This is a genomic window from Paenibacillus sp. RRE4, from assembly GCF_031844205.1.
Classification (GTDB): Bacteria; Bacillota; Bacilli; order Paenibacillales; family Paenibacillaceae; genus Paenibacillus; species Paenibacillus xylanexedens_B.
In genome coordinates, this window is sequence record NZ_JAUZUT010000001.1 from 3,381,130 (window position 1) to 3,399,874 (window position 18,745).

Below are 18,745 nucleotides of genomic sequence, written 5' to 3' on the forward strand. Positions count from 1 at the left end.
GACGTTTCCCGTTTACGGGCGATCGTATGTGCACCCGTACATGAGCCATATCGTCAATACACCATTCTACTACTTTTGAAACAGTTTATCCGTTTGTAATTATTGGATAACCCTTTAAAATTTCCAACTATCGAGGTACTTTTCTTGCTCAGCGGACAAAGAATCAATGGCAATGTTCAGGCTCTCCAGCTTGTAACTCGCCACTTGCTGGTCAATTTCGTAAGGAACGTTCACTACGTTTTTACCAAGAGATTCATAATTTTCACTCACATAACGCAAACCTAGTGCTTGCAATGCAAACGTAGTGTCCATGATCTCGGCCGGATGTCCGTCAGCCGCTCCCAGATTTACCAAGCGTCCCTCCGCGAGCAGATACATTTTACGACCATCTTTGAAACGGTACTCCTCAATGTTGCGACGAACGGTACGAATAGACTCGGAACGTTTGGCAAGCTCCGGTTTGTTAACCTCAACGTCGAAGTGACCTGCGTTACTCAGAATAGCTCCGTCTTTCATCACATCGTAATGTTCACCCGTAATAACATCCTTGTTGCCTGTCACCGCGATAAAGAAATCACCCAACTTTGCTGCTTCCAGCATCGTCATAACCCGGAAACCATCCATATGTGCTTCCACGGCTTTGATCGGGTCTATTTCAGTTACAATGACATTGGCACCCAAACCTTTTGCGCGCATGGCCACCCCTTTACCACACCAGCCATAGCCAGCTACAACAACATTTTTACCTGCAACCACCAGATTCGTTGTCCGAATGATACCGTCAAAAGCAGATTGCCCCGTGCCATAGCGGTTATCAAACAAATACTTGCAATATGCGTCATTTACCGCAACCATCGGAAATTTCAGTTGTCCTTCTTTCGCTAATGCCTTCAAACGGATAATGCCTGTTGTCGTTTCTTCTGCGCCACCGCGAATCGTAGCTGCAAGATCAGGACGTTCGGAAGCAATAATGGTTGCGAAATCCCCACCATCATCAATAATGAGATCAGGTTTCGCTTCAAGTGCACGGAGTTGCAGTGCTTTGAACTCAGCTGGCTCAGGATTATATTTCGCATAAACAGTCACACCGTCTTCTACCAAAGCCGCACATACATCATCTTGAGTAGACAGTGGATTACTATGTGTGATCGTCACTTCAGCACCACCAGCCTGAATGACTTTTGCCAGATATGCTGTTTTAGCTTCCAGGTGAAGACAAATCGATACCTTTAGACCTTTAAAAGGCAAATCCTGTTCAAATTGACGACGAATCCGGTTTAAAACCGGCATATGCGCCTCAACCCAATCAATTTTCAAATGGCCCTCGGCAGCAAGTCCCATATCTTTGACGATGCTGTTTTGTAATGAAGATGTGGTCACTTTATCTCCTCCTCAAATGTGTTTCTTCTATTATAAAGATCAATATAATCTGGATGGATACTTATAAGGATATAACCTTGTGTTCGCCCCGGAAGTCAGCAGATGCTTTAATCAATTCCTCAATCCATTCAGTTCCATAACGATTCAGGTAAAAGAGTGCATTATGTACTCGTTCCTGGGGTTTGCCCATTGGGAACAGAGCATTCTGAATACCGTTCCAATGCCTCAAACTCACTTGATGTTTATCCTCAATTGCCTTGCGAGTCTGACGCTCCAAATACTGAATCTGTTCATTCATTTTGGCTAAGTTCGCTTCACCAATCCGGTTCAATCCGGGATGCACTTCTGCAACCTGATCCAGTAGCGGACGATAGAGCGTCACAAACTGCTCACGGATCTGCGTAAATCGTTCATCAACCTGGAAGGTTTCCTGCTTCGTTAGCCATTGTGCTTTCTTTTCTTCCAGTTGGTTTTGTACATCCTGGAAAGAAAGTCCGTATTGTTTCATATATTTGTGTTGCACTTCCTCCATAATCGTGAAGGATAGACGAGGCAGTAATATCGGCATTTGTAGACCAAAAGTACGGAACGCCTCACGTGTAAGACCCCAATATGCAATTTCTCCATGCCCTAAGATTACTGCAGCCACAGGCAACAATGAATCTTGCATCAAAGGACGGGTGAGTACGTTGTTACTAAAACGCTCAGGGTGATCTTCCAATTCTTGTAACAAACGTTCTTCTGTAAAGGATACTAACCCCTTACGATCCTGATACAAGTTATCTTTCAGCATCAAAAGCAAACGGGCGCCTTCATGAATATAAAAGAGATTGGCCCCATCTTCCGCCACTTCTGCTGATGTCGAATAACCCGCTTGTTCTACCGATGATGCCCCTTGTAAATAGGCTTCCCGCAACGAATCATTCTTCCGGATCAAACGCTCGAATACGGGCTTTTCTAACTTACGCAATTCAGGATCGGCAGCATCCATGAGTACCAGGCCAGTCTTTGCAAACAAGGCCGATATCATTCGTGCAAACGCATCACTAAGATTCGCACTCAACTGATGGATTTCTGTAATCAGCTTTATTAATCCCGGCTTATGAATGGTATCAGGCAATAATTGTTCTACTTGATTCAACACCGTTTCCCACTGATCCCACTTTACTTCCACATAACTTACCGAATCCTTACCTTTAAAATGCCCTTGCAGTTTGACTTTATGAATCTGTCCTTGCTTATCAGGCAAATACGTATGATTTACCTCATCCCAGTCATGGTCTTCTCCCGCAATCCAGAACACTGGAATTACAGGACGTTTCAATTGCTGTTCGGCTTCACGCGCAGCTGCGACCACACTGGCTGCTTTGTATATCACAAACAATGGTCCAGTGAACAAGCCACTCTGTTGTCCACCTGTAACGACGAGTGCATCCTCTTCAACAAGGCGGGTAATCGCAGCATGAACCTTGCCATGATCATTTACTCGCTTATTATATAAACGTAAATACGCCGCCAGTTCATGACGGTCAACACGTGTATGCTCCGATTGTTTCAGCCATTCAGCACGCGCGTGGAGGCCGTTTTCCCAGCGAATGTCATATTCATAAAGGCTTCGCGCAGCATCTGTCGTACAGAGATAATCCTCTGCAAGCTTTGATCCGCTGCGGAGCGCCTCGGTGATCCCTTTCATGAGGTCTGCCTCCTATTCTGCTTCTAAAGAGCCTTCCTTGATTGTACCGAATTCAGTAGCTCTTCGTCAAAACAAAGTCACAAATATATGAAAAAAAACCGCCGATTTAAATCGGCGGTTATGATGTATATAATAGCATATTCATTTTCGAAACTATTATACGTAAGGTTCTGCAACCCAGTGTCCTTTGGAAACCTCAATCAATTGAGCATTTTCCAAATTATACGGGTCATTTTTAGGACCGCCCGAAGCATTCTGGATTGGTCCAGATTGTTCATCTGGCAATAAAATGCGGCGTTTATTTGCTTCTACTTCCGGATCTGGAACAGGGATCGCAGAAAGCAATGTTTTGGTATATGGATGAATCGGATTGGAATACAGCTCTTCACTCTCAGCCAATTCTACCACTTTCCCCATATACATAACCGCAACACGGTCACTGATATGTTTAACCATGGACAAGTCATGGGCGATAAAGAGATACGTCAATCCGAGACGTTGCTGCAACTCCTCAAGTAATTTAACGACCTGAGCTTGAATGGATACATCCAGTGCGGAAAGCGGCTCATCACAGATGATAAATTTAGGATCAACAGCAAGAGCACGCGCAATCCCGATCCGCTGTCTTTGTCCACCGGAAAATTCATGCGGATAACGCAAAGCGTGACTTGGGTTAAGACCTACGAGGTCCAATAGCTCCTCTACACGTCTCTTACGCTCTTTAGAGCTTGTGGCCAGCCCGTGAATGTCCAAAGACTCTCCGATAATATCCATAACGTTAAAACGCGGGTTCAGTGAGGCATATGGATCTTGGAAAATCATCTGCATGTCTTTACGCATTTCTTTCATTTTGCGTGGAGACAATTTGTAAATATCCGTACCATTGAAGTTCACACTTCCGCCAGTTGGCTCATAAAGGCGCAGAATGGTGCGTCCAGTCGTCGATTTCCCGCAACCTGACTCACCTACAACACCAAGTGTTTCTCCTTCAAAGATGTCGAAGCTCACATCATTTACAGCTTTAAGGATGTTACCTTTGCCAAGGTTAAAGTATTGTTTCAGGTTTTTCACTTGAACCAAAGGTTTGTTACTTCCTTTGACAATACCAACCGGAGCAGGCTTTTCTTTTTTCGGCTCGTCCAGACGCGGGAGAGCGTTCAACAACTTAATCGTATAAGGATGCTGTGGGTTACTGAAGATTTCAGCTGTTGTCCCTGTTTCGACAACTTCGCCTTCCTTCATAACAACCACACGGTCACACATGCCCGCTACAACACCAAGGTCATGCGTAATCAGCATGATGGATGTTCCAAGCTTTTTCTGCATATCCTTCATAACATCCAGAATTTGAGCCTGAATGGTAACGTCAAGTGCTGTTGTCGGCTCATCCGCAATCAGCAAAGATGGACGGCAAGCAAGTGCAATTGCAATCATTGCACGCTGACGCATACCACCAGAGAATTGGTGCGGATAATGATTCATGCGAATCGCTGCATTTTTGATACCTACAAGTTCAAGCATCTCAAGAGCAGCTTTGTTCGCTGCTTGCTTTGACATGTTTTGGTGTTTACGCAATACCTCTGTAATCTGTTTACCGATTTTAATCGTAGGATTCAGAGAAGTCATTGGATCCTGGAAGATCATACCGATATCTTTACCACGAATGGCTTCCATTTGCTTATCTGTCTTATTCAGCAAATCCTGACCGTGAAACGTAATATCTCCGCTCTTAACCTTCGAAGGCGGGGAAGGGATCAATTTCATGATCGTCTGGGCGGTAACACTCTTACCACTACCGGATTCACCTACGATCCCCAGCGTTTCTCCTTTACCAATTTCGAAACTCACATTTTTAACGGCATCAAATTCACCAGAGCGCGTCGAAAACGATACACTTAAGTCTTTGACTGTTAAAATCGGCTCCATAATCCCACCTCCTCTTTCTATTTACGTAATTTCGGATCAAGTGCGTCCCGCAGTCCATCACCGAGCAAATTAAATGCAAGCATTGTAATAACCATCAAGCCAGCCGGGAACCACATCCGCCATGGATACAGCGTCCAGCCTGTAAGTGCATCGTTAATCATGGATCCAAGAGAAGATCTTGGTGCCGATACACCCAGACCGAGGAAGCTCAAGAACGCTTCTGCAAAGATCGCATTCGGAATAGACAATGTCAAGGTGACGATAATCGGTCCAACTGCATTTGGCAACAAGTGACGGAACAATTGACGTCCAGTACTTGCACCCATCGATCTAGCAGCAAGGATAAAGTCTCTATTTTTCAGTTGCATAATCTCACCACGTACAATCCAGGACATACTAATCCAGCCTGTAATGGTAAGCGCAATAATAATCGTTGTAAGACTCGGCTCCAAAACAACCAGCAACAGGATAACTACCAGCATGTAAGGCAAAGAGTACAAAATCTCGGAAAACTTATTCATAATTCCGTCAACTCGTCCACCATAGTAACCCATGATCGCACCATAGATAACCCCGATCACAAGGTCAATCAACGCCGCAGCAAGACCTACTGTCAAGGATACACGTGCGCCGACCCATGTTCTTACCCATACATCACGGCCCAGATCATCCGTACCGAACCAGTGTTCCGCACTGGGAGCAGCGTTTGAATTAAGCAAGTCATTAGAATAATAATTATACTTCGTAAACAAAGAAGTGGGTCCGATTATAGCAAACAGTACAACAAGCACAAGCACACCAAGGCTAATCATTGCCGCTTTATTTGTTGCAAGTCTGTACATTGCGTCTCTAAAAAGGGAAATACTTTCTTTAGGCTTCACCGCTGCCTGACTGTTCAGGTCAGTGTTCGCCGTTCCATTATTGTTATTATTCGTGCCAGACAACGTTATGCCCCCTTCCGGCTTTCCAGTTTAATTCTTGGATCAATCAATACGTAAGCGATATCTGTAAGGAAACGTGCCAACATCAAGAGAATACCGTAGAAAATAGTAATCCCCATAATCATGGTGTAGTCACGGTTTGTGATACTTTCCACAAACACTTTCCCGATACCGCCAATGTTAAAGATTTGCTCAATAACAACAGAACCTGTAATAACGTTAGCGGTCATTGGACCTACATACGTAACAACTGGCAAAATACCGTTCCGTACAACGTGCTTAAACATGATGGCAGGCCATTTCAAACCTTTAGCTTTGGCGGTTTTAATGTAGTCTGCATGTAAAACTTCCAGCATGCTTGAACGCGTTAGACGTGCGATAAAGGCAATTGGTGATGCAGATAGAGCGGCAACCGGAAGCACATAGTCAAGTGGACCATCAAAGCCCATAACATTGAACCATCCGAGTTTGAAAGCAAACACATACTGTAATAAGGATGCCAGCAAGAAGCTTGGTACGGCGATCCCGATAACAGCTAGAACCATCGTTACATCATCAATTAGCTTGCGATGATACACTGCTGCAAGCAATCCCAACAGCACACCCACGATAATGGAGATAATGATCGCAAAAACACCAATTTTTAACGATGCTGTAAATGTCTTCGTAATCATGTCTGTGACACCTTGGTTGAGATAGTTCATCGAAACCCCAAAGTCGCCTTGTACAATATCACCAATGTATTTGAAGTATTGTACATACATCGGCTTGTCCAGACCATATTTTTCTTCAAGAAGGGCCCGAATCTCAGGTGATACTCTTTTCTCCGATGTAAAAGGGTCACCAGGAATGGCTTTCATCAGGAAGAAAGTCATCGATGCGAGTATGAAAAGCGATAGCAGCATAAATAGCAGTTTTTTCAAAACGTACTTAACCAACCCTTGCACACCTCCACAAACAATATTTTGTATACAAATCGATTGTAGAATCAGACCGCAATAAAGTCCAATCCATTTATCGGAAATTTCAAGAATTATAAGGAAAATCGGTTCACATACAAAAAAATCGGGATATATATGGAATTCCACATATATATCCCGAAGCAATCATATTAGACTTCAGAACAAACTTACTTCTCTTCCAGATATGCACGAGTGAAGTCAATTGCTCCACTGAAATCAAGTTGTACACCTTTCAGGTAAGGCTTAGTCAAAGATACGTTAGTGTAGTAGTAAATTGGCATTACGCCCATTTCATCTTGAATCAGAACTTTTTCTGCATCAGCAAAGGCAGCCATACGTTTAGCTACATCTGTTGTTTTCACAGTATCTTCGAGGTCTTTATCATACTGTGCATTGCTGAATTTAGAGTCGTTGTTTGTGTTTCCAGTTTTCCACATTTCCAAGAAGTTGAACGGATCGTTGTAGTCCGCAGACCAGCCCGCACGAGCAATTTGGAAGTTTTGTTTCTGACGGTTATCCAGGAAGACTTTCCACTCTTGGTTTTCTGTTTTCACATCAACACCAAGATTCTTTTTCCACATATCAGCGATCGCCAAAGCGATTTTCGCGTGACCGTCACTTGTGTTGTAGATCAAAGTGATTGCAGGCAGAGTAGTGTAACCTTCTTCTTTCATACCTTCAGCAAGCAAAGCTTTAGCTTCATCCACATTTTCAGTGAAGTAATCATCTTTGTGTTCCGTACGGAATTCTTCTTTTTCACCACGGATACCAGGAGGTACAAAACCGAATGCTGGAATTTGTCCGCCTTGTGTTACTTTATCAACAATCAGTTGACGCTCAATAGACATTGCAAATGCTTTACGGATTTTAGCGTTGTTAAACGGTGCTTCGTTTACGTTGAACTGGTAGTAGTAAGTACTTGCAATACCAGTAGCTTTAAACTCGTTTGGCAATTCAGCTTTCAAAGAAGGAATTTGGTCAGACGGGATCTCACCGTTAGGTGCACCTGTGTAGTCCAATTGTCCTGATTTGTAAGCTTGCAGTTCAGAAGCACTGCTGTTTGTCAGAGACATATCGATTTCAGACAGTTTAATGTCAGATGCTGCATGGTAACCATCGTTTTTCTTCACAACAATTTTTTGACCTTTAGCGTACTGATCCATTACGAATGGTCCGTTAACGATCATGTTTTTGAAGTCAGAGAAGAATTTATCGTTAGTGTCAGCAGATTTGTGTACTGGATAGTACGTATAGAATGCTGTCAGACCCAAGAAATAAGGCGTTGGGTTTTCCAACGTTACTTCAAGTGTGTGCTCATCCGTAGCTTTCACACCTACTTGGGAGAAATCAGTGATTTTAGTACCTTTGAATTTTGCATCTTTGCTCATGTTAAAGCCTTCAGCACCCTTGATGTAGTACAGTTGGTATGCGTAAGGAGAAGCTGTTTCCGGTTTCAAAGCACGTTCCCAAGAACGAACGAAATCTTCAGCTGTTACAGGATCACCATTGCTCCATTTTGCTTCTGGGTTCAAGGTGAACACGTATTTCAAACCATCTTCAGAAATGTCCCACTTCGTAGCAACACCTGGAGCTTCTTTGCCGTCAGCATCGATGCGTACCAGACCTTCATACAAGAATTTCAAAACTGTGTTAGTTTGGCTGTCTTTGGCTTGAGCCGGGTCAAACGTAGGAGGTTCAGCTGACAAGTTAATTTTCAGAACTTGATCTTTGGCAAGACCCTTTTCTCCGCTTGCAGAATTGTTATCTGTTGTGGTACCTGTGCCTTCATTTTTCGATCCGCACGCTGCAAGTACGGTACCGAACGCCAAGATCAGCGTCAAAAGGACTAATAGACTTTTCCTTTTCATCTAACTTTTCCCCCTAAATTGATGTGGTTTATGTTTATAGATTATACAACCACCGGTCAAAAAAATCTACATTACTTTTTCAGAAAGTAATGTTTTTTTCAGTTTTCGACAAAATCGCCACATCTTTTCGGGATTTTGCGTTATGTAACCTCACATCTGGTTCATAATGTATCTAAATAATCCAAATAAAGTAAACAAAATATATCCAAAACTCATCATCACAAACGACATGCGCCATACGGCCCGGAACATTCTTCCCCCATCGACCTTTCCTTTTAGTCGATTTTGCGCACCTCCGATAAAACCAAGCGCTATTAGTATGAGTATTAATGTCAGATAAAAACCAAAATTCGAATCAAATGTTAAGTTGAATAACGCAGACACGGAGAAAATAAGGAAAAATGTAGTGACATCCATAGCTGCTCGCAATGCAATCGACTTATCTTTCTTCCATACCATCATGCCCCAATACATAAGTAAAAAAGGAAAAAAGGGCAGTATACTCAATACGATAAAAAATCCCATTAACTCACCCCTTCTGATTGCATACCTTGGATCAAATGAAAAAGCATTTCATGTGTAGGTACCTTCAGATTGAACTCCTTTGCCATTCTTATAATCGATCCGTTAATTGATTCCACCTCTGTTTTGCGTTTATGTAGCACATCTGCCAGCATAGAGGATGTATTGGAAGCAGTGTCGCGGCATACCCCCTGAATCTGATCCCACAAATCCCCTTCCAATCGCACGTTCATAGCTCCATACACGGTCATAGCCTCATCATACAACTGGTGCATAATGCCAACTCGTTCCTTCATGTGAAGCAATTCACCATTTGGGATTCTCCAAATTGCCGTAAGCGGGTTGATAACCGCATTAATGAGCAGTTTTCTGTATATCAGCTTATCGATTTCATTCGACACTGTACAGTCAAATCCTGCCTGTTGCACAACCCTGGCTAAAGTAAATATTTGTTGTTCATCTGTTATTCCCACATTTGTTTTCGTCAAACTCTTGCTCAAGCCCAGAAGTGTTTTTCCATAACCGGCCCGGTCCACCTCAAATTCAGTACGTTTAGCCCCTTCCGTTGTAATCGCACTACACAGCAATGCACTCGGCAAAGCGGCCTGGAGCTTCTCCAGATGACCAAGACCATTTTGATAACAAGCAATCTTTAATGGCTGCCGTGTCTCTAACGTTAACGTTGCTGTCTGTTCAATAAAATTATCAACATGAGTTTGCTTCACAGTGAGTAGCATCCAGTCTCCAGGTGTCTTGTTCCAGTGATTCGCCAGTTGGGATACAGGGTAAGCTTGAATCTCTTCTGGCCTGATGTAAATTTCCGCATCCTTCTCGGTAATCCTAATTCCATCTTGTTTAAGCTGATTGGCCTGCACTGATGTTCTAGTCCAAAACCGTACACTTTCACCTGATGCTTGCAACTTCCCTCCATATAGAAGTCCTAGCGAACCTGCTCCTATTACATCTATAATCATCTGATCCCCCTGTTCCGGTCATTTCATATACCTTTTGAATGAACCCGAAAAATCTTCTTCTATAATAGTACAAAATGCACACAACTAAAAACCCGTCATACCAACCGTATGATTACGGAGGTTTGGCGGGTAAATATTACAAGGTTACTTTAATTTTGAATATCGCTACTCAATCCGTTCCAGATTTCCGTTAGCATCCATTTTGAACCTTGTCTTGAGTTCTTCTTCTTCTTCGGATAAAAAGGCAAGCCTGCGCGCACGATCCATAATCTGGATCAATGCTTTGTAATCATCGTTCACCACACGATAATCGGTCTGAACCTCATTAACTTCCTTAGAAAGTCGGTCGTTCTCACAACGTAATTCCAGCAGTTCGTCTTCCTTCTCACGCAATTCCTTTTCGAGCATTTTAAGCTGACGATTACTCTCCTGTGCGCTTCCTTTCCACTGCCTTAGGAAACGGATGACCGCATCCATAGATAAGGTTTCATCTGACACTCCTTCCGTCTTAAAGAGACCTTCCTCGGCGTCTAATGTTGCCAGTGCAGCAACCTGTGGACCAAGCATCGCCGGCTGTTTTCTAAGATAGCTCCGCTTTTGCCTTTGTGCTTTAGCATTGCTGATCGCTGATTCATACTTTTTACGTACACAGCTGTTCCAACGAAATCCACATGCGGCCGAAGTTCTGCCTATTTTTTCGCCCACTTCTTCAAAAGCGGCTAGCTGCGTACTGCCTTCCCGAATATGACGCAATGTAACCTCCGCCAAAATCAAATCATCCTCTGTGCTCCAAGCATCCTGTCTCACTGCAGTCATGCTATAATACCCTCCTAACACCATCCTGAAATAACCGTCCCCATAACCGGTAACCCGTTATGTGAATTAGGTATAAAAGTTGCTTTACTCAATCTTATGCCTCTCATAGAGTTCATAGAATTGATTTCATACTAAAATGTATTTCCACATTCAGGTCCCCTCATACGTGATCGGCATAATTTTGGACACTTTAATCCTAAGCTGGCAAAAAAAGAATTCGCTTTCATACCCAAATTTGTTTACACGTTTTTCCTTTGTCGGTATAATATTATGTAGACAATCTATGAACGTACATAAGAGAGGAGGATTTACCGTGGCACGCATGTTTCGGGTACTCGGGTTCTTCACGCTTGCGATTGGCCTGATGGCTTTTGCAGGAGACTTGGTCGAAATGGCTTTGCTTTTCTTCCTGCAGACTGCGTTTTTTGTCCTTTTGGGATACTTGAAGTTTACAGAACGTACGTATATATTGCTCTTCTGGGGTTATATGATCGTAACGTTCACAGGGTTCAGCTACTGGACTGTATTTCAAATGGGACTGCCGCTCTAATCCGCCAGCAGCATCAAAGCAATCCGGCTCTTGTCGGATTGTTTTTTTGTTGTCAGATTACATATGAAGATATAATGGTATGTAACCACTAAGGATATTCTTCGTATGGATTTCATATATTGTTTGGGAGAGTTCTCATCCGCAGGATTTTACAAGGCTTAAAGAAAGGAGAATGATTGTGAAACATCGATATGGCCTAATCGCCATCTTGCTCATTATCATATTGTTCGTGCAATCCGCCTCATCATACGTTTATGGAGAGACTTCACCCGAAGACACGCAAGCCATTCTTCAAAAAACGTTATCTATTGTAGAGATTGATCATGAGATTAAACGTATTCGTGAACAGCAGACGCAATTAGCCAAGCAACATGAGACATTATCTGCCCAACTATTACAGCAGGAAAAGGAAATACATATCCAGCAAGACCGGGCCGGGACTGTTGTAAGATCCTATTACACAGGAGAGCGTGACAGCCTGCTCATGACAGTGCTTGGAGCAAGATCATTTAAAGATTTGTTTGTTCTATATGATTACTATCAAATCATCATTGGTAAAGATCAAGCTGTTTTGGACAAGTATCAGACCCGCTATAATGAATTGCAACATACGTCCGATCGAATCCGCCAAACCTCTATGGAGCTTACCGAGATGAAAATTAATCTGGAAAACCAGCGAACAAGGGTCGCCTTACTGCAAAAAGAAGTGGATAAGCAAATAACCGCCAGCGGTGACGCGGCAGCTATTCAAAAATTAATGAATGAATTAACGTTGTATTGGGAAAACGTAGGCATATACGAGGTAAAACGTTATTTCAAGGCATTGGCGTCAGCCATGCAAAACTTGCCTGATTTTGTACAAAAGCAAAACGGAGCCATTTCTACCACAGGGACAACGTATACCATTCGCATTGGTCAAGACGAATTAAATACATTTTTGCGTTCACAAAATGAAATTTTCAATGATTTTGCTTTCACATTTGATCAAGATAAAATTACAGCTTCGGGTAAGCGCGATCAATTACAATTAAGGATTGAAGGACACTATACAGTCGAGAACGAACCGCAAAATTCAATTCGTTTTCATGTGGATAAGCTGGTATTCAATCAGCTTGAATTGCCTGACACAACACGTAGAATGTTAGAGAAAGAGTTTGATCTCGGTTTTTATCCGCAAAAAATTCTGTCCTTTGTCAGAGCTACGGATGTTTCCACAGATGAAGGGGTTTTGGAAGTGAAATTAGCAATTTCATTTTAGGGCTTAACCGTTTTTCTGATGCTGCTCACATACTGGGCAGCACTGATCTCCCCTTCGAGAACCTGTTGAACCCTTTTGTAAAAACGATCGATCATCGTTTTGTTTTCAATCCATTGTACCGGAGATTCTTTGGCGAACCAGGGTTGATTTAAAGCCATATTATACCGACTTCCGACATCCTCGACTTGCTCCTCAATCTCCTGTTGTCTTGCAGGCAAACGTTTGGTTTGTTTATACCATTTATTCTGTGTGACTGCAGAAGACATGCCTTCGATCCACCGACTTGCTGCATCCGTTTCCACAGTTCCTGCTGTAATGACCAGACTTCTGGATTCTACCGCCCGCAAAGCCTGCAACGAAACAGGTGATTTAATTGTTCCCCGACCTTCGGCAAGCTCATCTGCATGTAAAATACGAGATAATGTAGATACAAACATCGGAGTTTGCACCTTATAATCCGAAGCAGACAATACCGGATCTACAGACATAGTCACAATATGGGGTTGAAGCTCGCCGAGTAAACTTACCCCCTGTTGAAATTCATTTGTCATGGAGGTAAGTTGCATTCTTAGAATCTGGTCGGGACTCATTCCCGGCGGCAAGTAACTCAACCACGCACTTGCTTCGTAAATATCATCTATATTCAACGAAATCAAAGGTGTGCTCTTTGTTTGAGATTCCTTGATCAACTTGGACCATTGCTCCCTGTTCTCTGGAAATCCCTGTAACCCAGCCTCATTCAAGTATGAGGGTATTACTCCCATTACATAAGGATCTACATCAAAGGGCATTGCCCATTGATATCCATTCCACTCTGTCATTCCTCGTAACTCAGCAACTGAATCGCCTAGAGCTTTGGAAAGCGTTGTCGCATTCAAAGGAAGCAAATATCCTTTTTTGGCATAATGTTGCACTTGCTCACTATCCAATAAAATAATATCTCCGTTCTCCCCCAAGGAAAACTCTCGATCCAGCACCTCTTCATATTCCTTCTGTTCCACATTGCGGAGATTAACCTCAACGTAAATAGAAGCCGCTACTTCTTCAGCCACTTTCTGAAAAGACGCAAACTCCTCTTCTGACATGGATACCAATACATCGAGAGGGGCACTTGTATCCTCATTACGGGATGAAACACCCGTGTATGTATCTTTCTCTTGATTTCGTCCCTGATTATGCTGCGAACCTCTAAAATCAAAGCTAGGTGAAAGGATTGTTAGCGAAAGCAACAAAACTGCAAATAAAACAACCTGGTGTCTACGCTTCATTCACTCTCCCCCTTGAAATAACTTATTTTATATTTTCTCGCAACCATTATTGTAACAAATATGTAGTGCTCTTGTCCTACCCTGCCAAAAAACACTTTTCTTGTATTTTGCATATTAAGAGCATATCCAGTTCTGTATAACATTTGATTTTAATTTTTTCAGCAAAAAAAAAAGCCGACTTCAAAAGTCGGCTTGCTTTAAAACATTTTCCGGGAAATAAACCCAGCTATAAAGCGATTAAAAGCTTGTTATAACAAGTCTGCCGCAAGCTGTGCCAGCTTGGAACGTTCTCCTTTTTCAAGCATAATGTGCCCACTGATTCCCTCTTGTTTGAAACGCTCGACAATGTAGGTCAATCCGTTGCTTGCGGAATCCAGGTAAGGGTGGTCAATCTGCTCAGGGTCACCCATCAAAATAATCTTACTACCTTCCCCCACCCGGGATACGATTGTTTTTACTTCATGCCGAGACAAGTTCTGAGCTTCATCAATAATGATGAATTGCCCGGGAATCGATCTTCCGCGGATATACGTCAGTGCTTCAACTTGGATACTGCCGAGACCCATCAGTATTTTATCTATATCTCCGGCCTTTTTCGTATCAAATAAAAATTCGAGATTATCATAAATCGGTTGCATCCACGGACGAAGCTTCTCTTCCTTCTCCCCTGGCAAATACCCGATGTCCTTACCCATCGGTACGACGGGACGCGCGATCAGCAGCTTTTTGTATTTGTGATCATCCTCTACCTTCAGCAATCCTGCTGCCAAGGCGAGAAGTGTTTTACCTGTACCTGCTTTGCCGGTTATCGTCACAAGCGGAATATCGTCGTTCAACAGAAGCTCCAATGCCATCCGTTGTTGTGCATTTCGGGCGCTAATCCCCCAGACATTATCATTGCTGAGGAACAATGGCTCCAGTTTTGTACCTTCGGTATTCACTTTAAGCAAAGCGGATTTGTTCGTACCCATCTCATCCTTCAGAATGACAAATTCATTCGGATAGAGAGAGTAGGACAGTTGTAACGGTTTGATCGGCAAGAAACGATATGTGTAAAACTCATCAATGACAGACGGGTGAACTTTCAGCGCTGTATATCCAGGGTACAACTCGCTAAGTCCGGCAGTCCGATCCGATAAGTAATCCTGTGTGTTCAGTCCAAGTACGTCCGCCTTGATCCGTACCAGAACGTCTTTACTGACAAGAACAACTTGTCGCTCCACCACTTCTTTTTCATTCTCTTCAATCTGATAATTCAGCGCGACGGCCAAGATTCGATTGTCATTGGACACTTCCCCGAACATTTCCTGAACTCTCACAAAACTGCGGTGATTAAGCTCAACTTTTAGATTGCCTCCATTCGCAAGAGGTACGCCACTGTGCAAGTGACCCAATTCCCTGAGTCCATCCAGCAGTCTGGACACATTGCGTGCGTTACGGCCGATCTCATCAGCATTTCTTTTTTTGGAGTCAATCTCCTCCAGTACAACCGCGGGAATGATTACCTCATGTTCTTCAAAGGCAAATATGGCATTGGGGTCATGCAGAAGCACGTTGGTATCCAATACAAAAATCTTTTTCATTCAATCCCCTCCAAAGCGGCGTCGTTAAAGGCATGGGCTGGAACGTGTTCTCGGGAATGACGAAGTTGCTCTTACGAGCCTTCCGTTTCCCCTCATTCCCGAGTTCATCTTGATCATGTGATCTTCAGCAGCGGCATGGACAATCATGCTCCCATACATAAATGTATTCGACTAGGGCAAAATAATTGTCAACCATTCTGAAAAACTCCAAGAAAGGATGAACATTTATGAAAATGGGGATATGCACGTTGCTTCTCATCTTTGTTCTTACCGGCTGTAATGCTTCTACACGTAACGCTTCACAGGAACCGCACGAGATGCATCCAAGAAGTTACGGAGGAAACATAACAACCCAGCAAGAAGACCGAATGAATCCTTCACGCTTAGACCACTTCAACGAAAATACGGGCGAGGTACATGATCTCAATGTTGCCGACGATACAGAAATGGGTCGAATGACAAATAAAAAACGAGTGAGTCACCTCAAAGCACTTGCCAAGCAAGTTGAGGGTGTGCAAGATGCTAACTGCGTTATACTTGGCAACACAGCGGTTGTCGGCATTGATGTCGATGGTGATCTTGAACGGGCACGCGTTGGCACCATTAAATATGCCGTTGCAGAAGCTTTGCGCAAAGATCCGGAAGGTGTGGATTCCATCGTAACCGCTGATGCTGATGTCACGGAGCGTATCAAAGAAATTGGTGAGCATATTCGTAAGGGCCATCCCATTTCCGGTTTCGCTTCGGAACTAGCCGACATGGTGGGCCGTATCATTCCGCAGCTTCCGAAAGACGTCAAGGTTCGTCAAAATCCGGATGAACCTGCTCAGGATCAGTACATGCAGCAACACACATCGGAAAAAAGACAACAAAAAGCCCAGTGATCTCTCACTAGGCTTTTTTCATGGCCGCAAAGACTTGCTCATCAAGCTTCTCTGCAGCACGCTGGTCGTATATTTTGACAAATTGAGGCACAGAGGACAGTTGAGCGCCGTAGAACAGGGCATTCCTCACCGCTTCAATCCGAATGTCGAAACAGCACATATTAAAGGGTACGTCCTGCAATGGATTTTGTCGCACGGAAGCACGTCCATTGACTGCATACACCATCTCTTCACCAAAAACAGTAATCGTAATCAGCGGATTGTGTATCATGTTATTTACAAGACGTGAACGATGATCAATCGCCAAACGAAAAGTTGATGCATTTTCAGCATAAATCCAGGAGATTGCTGTAGAAGTCGGACCTCCAGATTCCACATCCACGGTGTTAAGCAGCACAAAGGTCTCGTCTTTAAATTGCTGTAAAAGAGAATCTGTTAACTGTGTGACGGCTTCGGACATTCAACCAGCCCCCTAACCTTCTTTATGCCATTCTCATCTTGGTTGGTATTATTATAGCACACCGCGAACCGAGCTTCCAATCCCCAAAACGTGAGCTATTCTTTCGGAGATGACGCCGTCACTTTACCTGAAAGTGTATCTTGCAGGGCCTGTTTGGCATTGGCCAATTCTGTGTCATTAATATATACATAAGGGCTTCTCCACTCCCCCGTAACTGGAGTAAAGTGTACATCAGCAGTGGAAATATTCCAGTAGGTTGCTATAAAGTTTTTCATTTGTTCGGATTCCACATCCGTAGTCATGTTTTGATCTACCGCACTAATCACTTTGCCTATCTTGGTAATTCCCCCAAGCGATTTCATCTGATCCAGCATGGCATTCATTACTTGGCTCTGGCGTTTATTGCGATCAAAATCATTGGACTCCGCCGTCTTTGGCTTACAGTTGGACTTACGATAGCGAACAAAATCAAGTGCTTCTTTTCCGTCCAAGTGCTGAGCTCCTGCTTTCAGATTAATATCTGTATTGTCAGCCGTATCTCGGTAACACATGTTTTTATCCACCGTAACGTCTACTCCACCGACAGCGTTTATCGCGTCGCGGAAAGCCTGAAAATTCAGAACCGTTGTATAGTTAATATCTACGCCTAGGTACTTACCCATCATTTCTTTCATCTGATCCTCTGCCTTTTTGCCAGAGGTCTTCTCTTGTGTCTTGAATCGCGGATAATAAGCGTTCAGTTTGTTCGACTTGTACCCATCGAGTTGGATACGCGTGTCACGCGGTAATGATACCACGGTGGCAGTCTTTGTATTCGGATTAAGTGCAGCAACCATCACAACATCTGATAAAAACGTACCTGTTTCGGGACGATTATCTGTACCAAGCAGCAACATCGTAAGTGGTTTGGTTGAAGCCGACATGCCCGGAGGAACGGGTTTATCTATTCCTGTATTCGCAACTTGGTTGTATAGCCAGTACACATATCCCCCACCGACCAGAATACCGATCACAAGCAGGCTGAGGAACACCCTGACGAATCCGCGCATACGTTTCTTCTTCGGCGCCTTCCCCTTACTGCTCTTGTTGCCTGAATTACCGGATGCATTCGAAGGTTGTCTTCGTGGAGGCAATCCGTTTGAGTTTGAAGTCATGTTCTCAACACCTTTATCACATCTGTTTGGTCTACATAAAACACAACCGCTTTCCCAAGGGAAAACGGATGTGTTTATGCATAGACAGCATTATGAGTTTCGAGCGGAAGTTTCCGCTTTTTTCTTTTGACGACCTTCAACGAAATAACGCACGCGCACTAACAGCATCAGACCTACGGCTACCAACAAACATTGAATGATGGGCAACTTATCGATCTGAAAAATAAGAAGCATGAACGTACCCATCGCCATCAAGATATACAACACAATTTCCTTACCGATTGGCAATTTCTGACGTACCCGAAAGACCTTGTTATACACGTAAGTAATCAGTACAAAGATGACGATATAGGCGATGATCGGGTGTGATGCAAACCATGCTTGCATGTTAAGGCATCTCCTTTCATGATCATGCTGTACAAAATTCAATCATTGGATGGACTTTACTGCTTCACAATGAGATTCTTAGGCGCTCGTTCGACCGTTCCGGGTTCGGATCGTTCTTT

Annotated in this window: 17 protein-coding genes; 3 read left to right on the forward strand and 14 right to left on the reverse strand. The window is 43.4% G+C overall.

Features of this window, described 5'->3' with window-relative positions:
• Positions 1-114: 114 nt before the first annotated feature.
• The 9 genes from Q9R46_RS15265 to Q9R46_RS15305 all read right to left on the reverse strand — a co-directional run bounded on the left by Q9R46_RS15265 (position 115) and on the right by Q9R46_RS15305 (position 11,082).
• Complete coding sequence (locus Q9R46_RS15265) at positions 115-1,380, reverse strand: adenosylhomocysteinase (RefSeq protein ID WP_145332065.1); 1,266 nt, start codon at positions 1,378-1,380, stop codon at positions 115-117.
• 61 nt (positions 1,381-1,441) lie between these two features.
• Entirely contained in the window at positions 1,442-3,073 is a 1,632-nt protein-coding gene (gene bshC / locus Q9R46_RS15270; protein WP_311280621.1) for a bacillithiol biosynthesis cysteine-adding enzyme BshC, read from the reverse strand.
• Positions 3,074-3,229: 156 nt separating this feature from the next.
• Positions 3,230-4,999, reverse strand: coding sequence for an ABC transporter ATP-binding protein (locus Q9R46_RS15275; protein WP_145332069.1), 1,770 nt, complete (start codon positions 4,997-4,999; stop codon positions 3,230-3,232).
• Positions 5,000-5,016: 17 nt separating this feature from the next.
• Positions 5,017-5,898: an ABC transporter permease gene (locus Q9R46_RS15280; RefSeq protein WP_397351768.1), complete on the reverse strand. Its 882-nt coding sequence runs from the start codon at positions 5,896-5,898 to the stop codon at positions 5,017-5,019.
• A gap of 47 nt (positions 5,899-5,945) precedes the next feature.
• Entirely contained in the window at positions 5,946-6,878 is a 933-nt protein-coding gene (locus Q9R46_RS15285) for an ABC transporter permease (protein ID WP_145332073.1), read from the reverse strand.
• Positions 6,879-7,069: 191 nt separating this feature from the next.
• Positions 7,070-8,770, reverse strand: a complete 1,701-nt coding sequence (locus tag Q9R46_RS15290; RefSeq protein WP_145332075.1) for a peptide ABC transporter substrate-binding protein — start codon at positions 8,768-8,770, stop codon at positions 7,070-7,072.
• 150 nt (positions 8,771-8,920) lie between these two features.
• The gene (locus Q9R46_RS15295; protein ID WP_145332077.1) at positions 8,921-9,295 is read right to left on the reverse strand and encodes a DUF3397 domain-containing protein; all 375 of its coding nucleotides are present in this window, start codon (positions 9,293-9,295) and stop codon (positions 8,921-8,923) included.
• On the reverse strand, positions 9,295-10,266 hold the full coding sequence (locus Q9R46_RS15300; RefSeq protein WP_311280622.1) for a ketopantoate reductase family protein: 972 nt from the start codon (positions 10,264-10,266) through the stop codon (positions 9,295-9,297). Before Q9R46_RS15300 ends, Q9R46_RS15295 begins: the two co-directional genes overlap by 1 nt.
• A 165-nt stretch (positions 10,267-10,431) precedes the next feature.
• A complete protein-coding gene (locus tag Q9R46_RS15305; protein WP_145332081.1) occupies positions 10,432-11,082 on the reverse strand; it encodes an RsfA family transcriptional regulator in 651 nt (216 codons plus the stop codon).
• 313 nt (positions 11,083-11,395) lie between these two features.
• Here Q9R46_RS15305 and Q9R46_RS15310 point away from each other — a divergent pair, with 313 nt between their 5' ends.
• Positions 11,396-11,632 carry a DUF2626 domain-containing protein gene (locus Q9R46_RS15310; protein ID WP_090923772.1) on the forward strand — a complete coding sequence of 79 codons (237 nt, stop codon included), beginning with the start codon at positions 11,396-11,398 and terminating at the stop codon, positions 11,630-11,632.
• 178 nt (positions 11,633-11,810) lie between these two features.
• Complete coding sequence (locus Q9R46_RS15315; RefSeq protein ID WP_397386355.1) at positions 11,811-12,890, forward strand: hypothetical protein; 1,080 nt, start codon at positions 11,811-11,813, stop codon at positions 12,888-12,890.
• On the opposite strand, the gene Q9R46_RS15320 is transcribed toward Q9R46_RS15315, so the two are convergent.
• Positions 12,887-14,158 carry an extracellular solute-binding protein gene (locus Q9R46_RS15320; RefSeq protein WP_311280624.1) on the reverse strand — a complete coding sequence of 424 codons (1,272 nt, stop codon included), beginning with the start codon at positions 14,156-14,158 and terminating at the stop codon, positions 12,887-12,889. The two genes, Q9R46_RS15315 and Q9R46_RS15320, sit on opposite strands and share 4 nt — an antisense overlap.
• A 248-nt stretch (positions 14,159-14,406) precedes the next feature.
• Positions 14,407-15,741, reverse strand: coding sequence for a PhoH family protein (locus Q9R46_RS15325; RefSeq protein WP_090923774.1), 1,335 nt, complete (start codon positions 15,739-15,741; stop codon positions 14,407-14,409).
• A gap of 227 nt (positions 15,742-15,968) precedes the next feature.
• On the opposite strand from Q9R46_RS15325, the gene Q9R46_RS15330 reads away from it, so the two are divergent.
• On the forward strand, positions 15,969-16,625 hold the full coding sequence (locus Q9R46_RS15330; RefSeq protein ID WP_311280625.1) for a YhcN/YlaJ family sporulation lipoprotein: 657 nt from the start codon (positions 15,969-15,971) through the stop codon (positions 16,623-16,625).
• Between the two features lie 7 nt (positions 16,626-16,632).
• Here the strand turns inward: Q9R46_RS15330 and Q9R46_RS15335 are convergent, their stop codons facing one another.
• The 3 genes from Q9R46_RS15335 to Q9R46_RS15345 form a co-directional block, all read right to left on the reverse strand.
• A complete protein-coding gene (locus Q9R46_RS15335; protein ID WP_145413853.1) occupies positions 16,633-17,085 on the reverse strand; it encodes a pyridoxamine 5'-phosphate oxidase family protein in 453 nt (150 codons plus the stop codon).
• Positions 17,086-17,180: 95 nt separating this feature from the next.
• On the reverse strand, positions 17,181-18,239 hold the full coding sequence (locus tag Q9R46_RS15340) for an LCP family protein (protein WP_145332089.1): 1,059 nt from the start codon (positions 18,237-18,239) through the stop codon (positions 17,181-17,183).
• Positions 18,240-18,329: 90 nt separating this feature from the next.
• On the reverse strand, positions 18,330-18,626 hold the full coding sequence (locus Q9R46_RS15345) for a YlaH-like family protein (protein WP_311280626.1): 297 nt from the start codon (positions 18,624-18,626) through the stop codon (positions 18,330-18,332).
• Between the last annotated feature and the right edge of the window lie 119 nt (positions 18,627-18,745).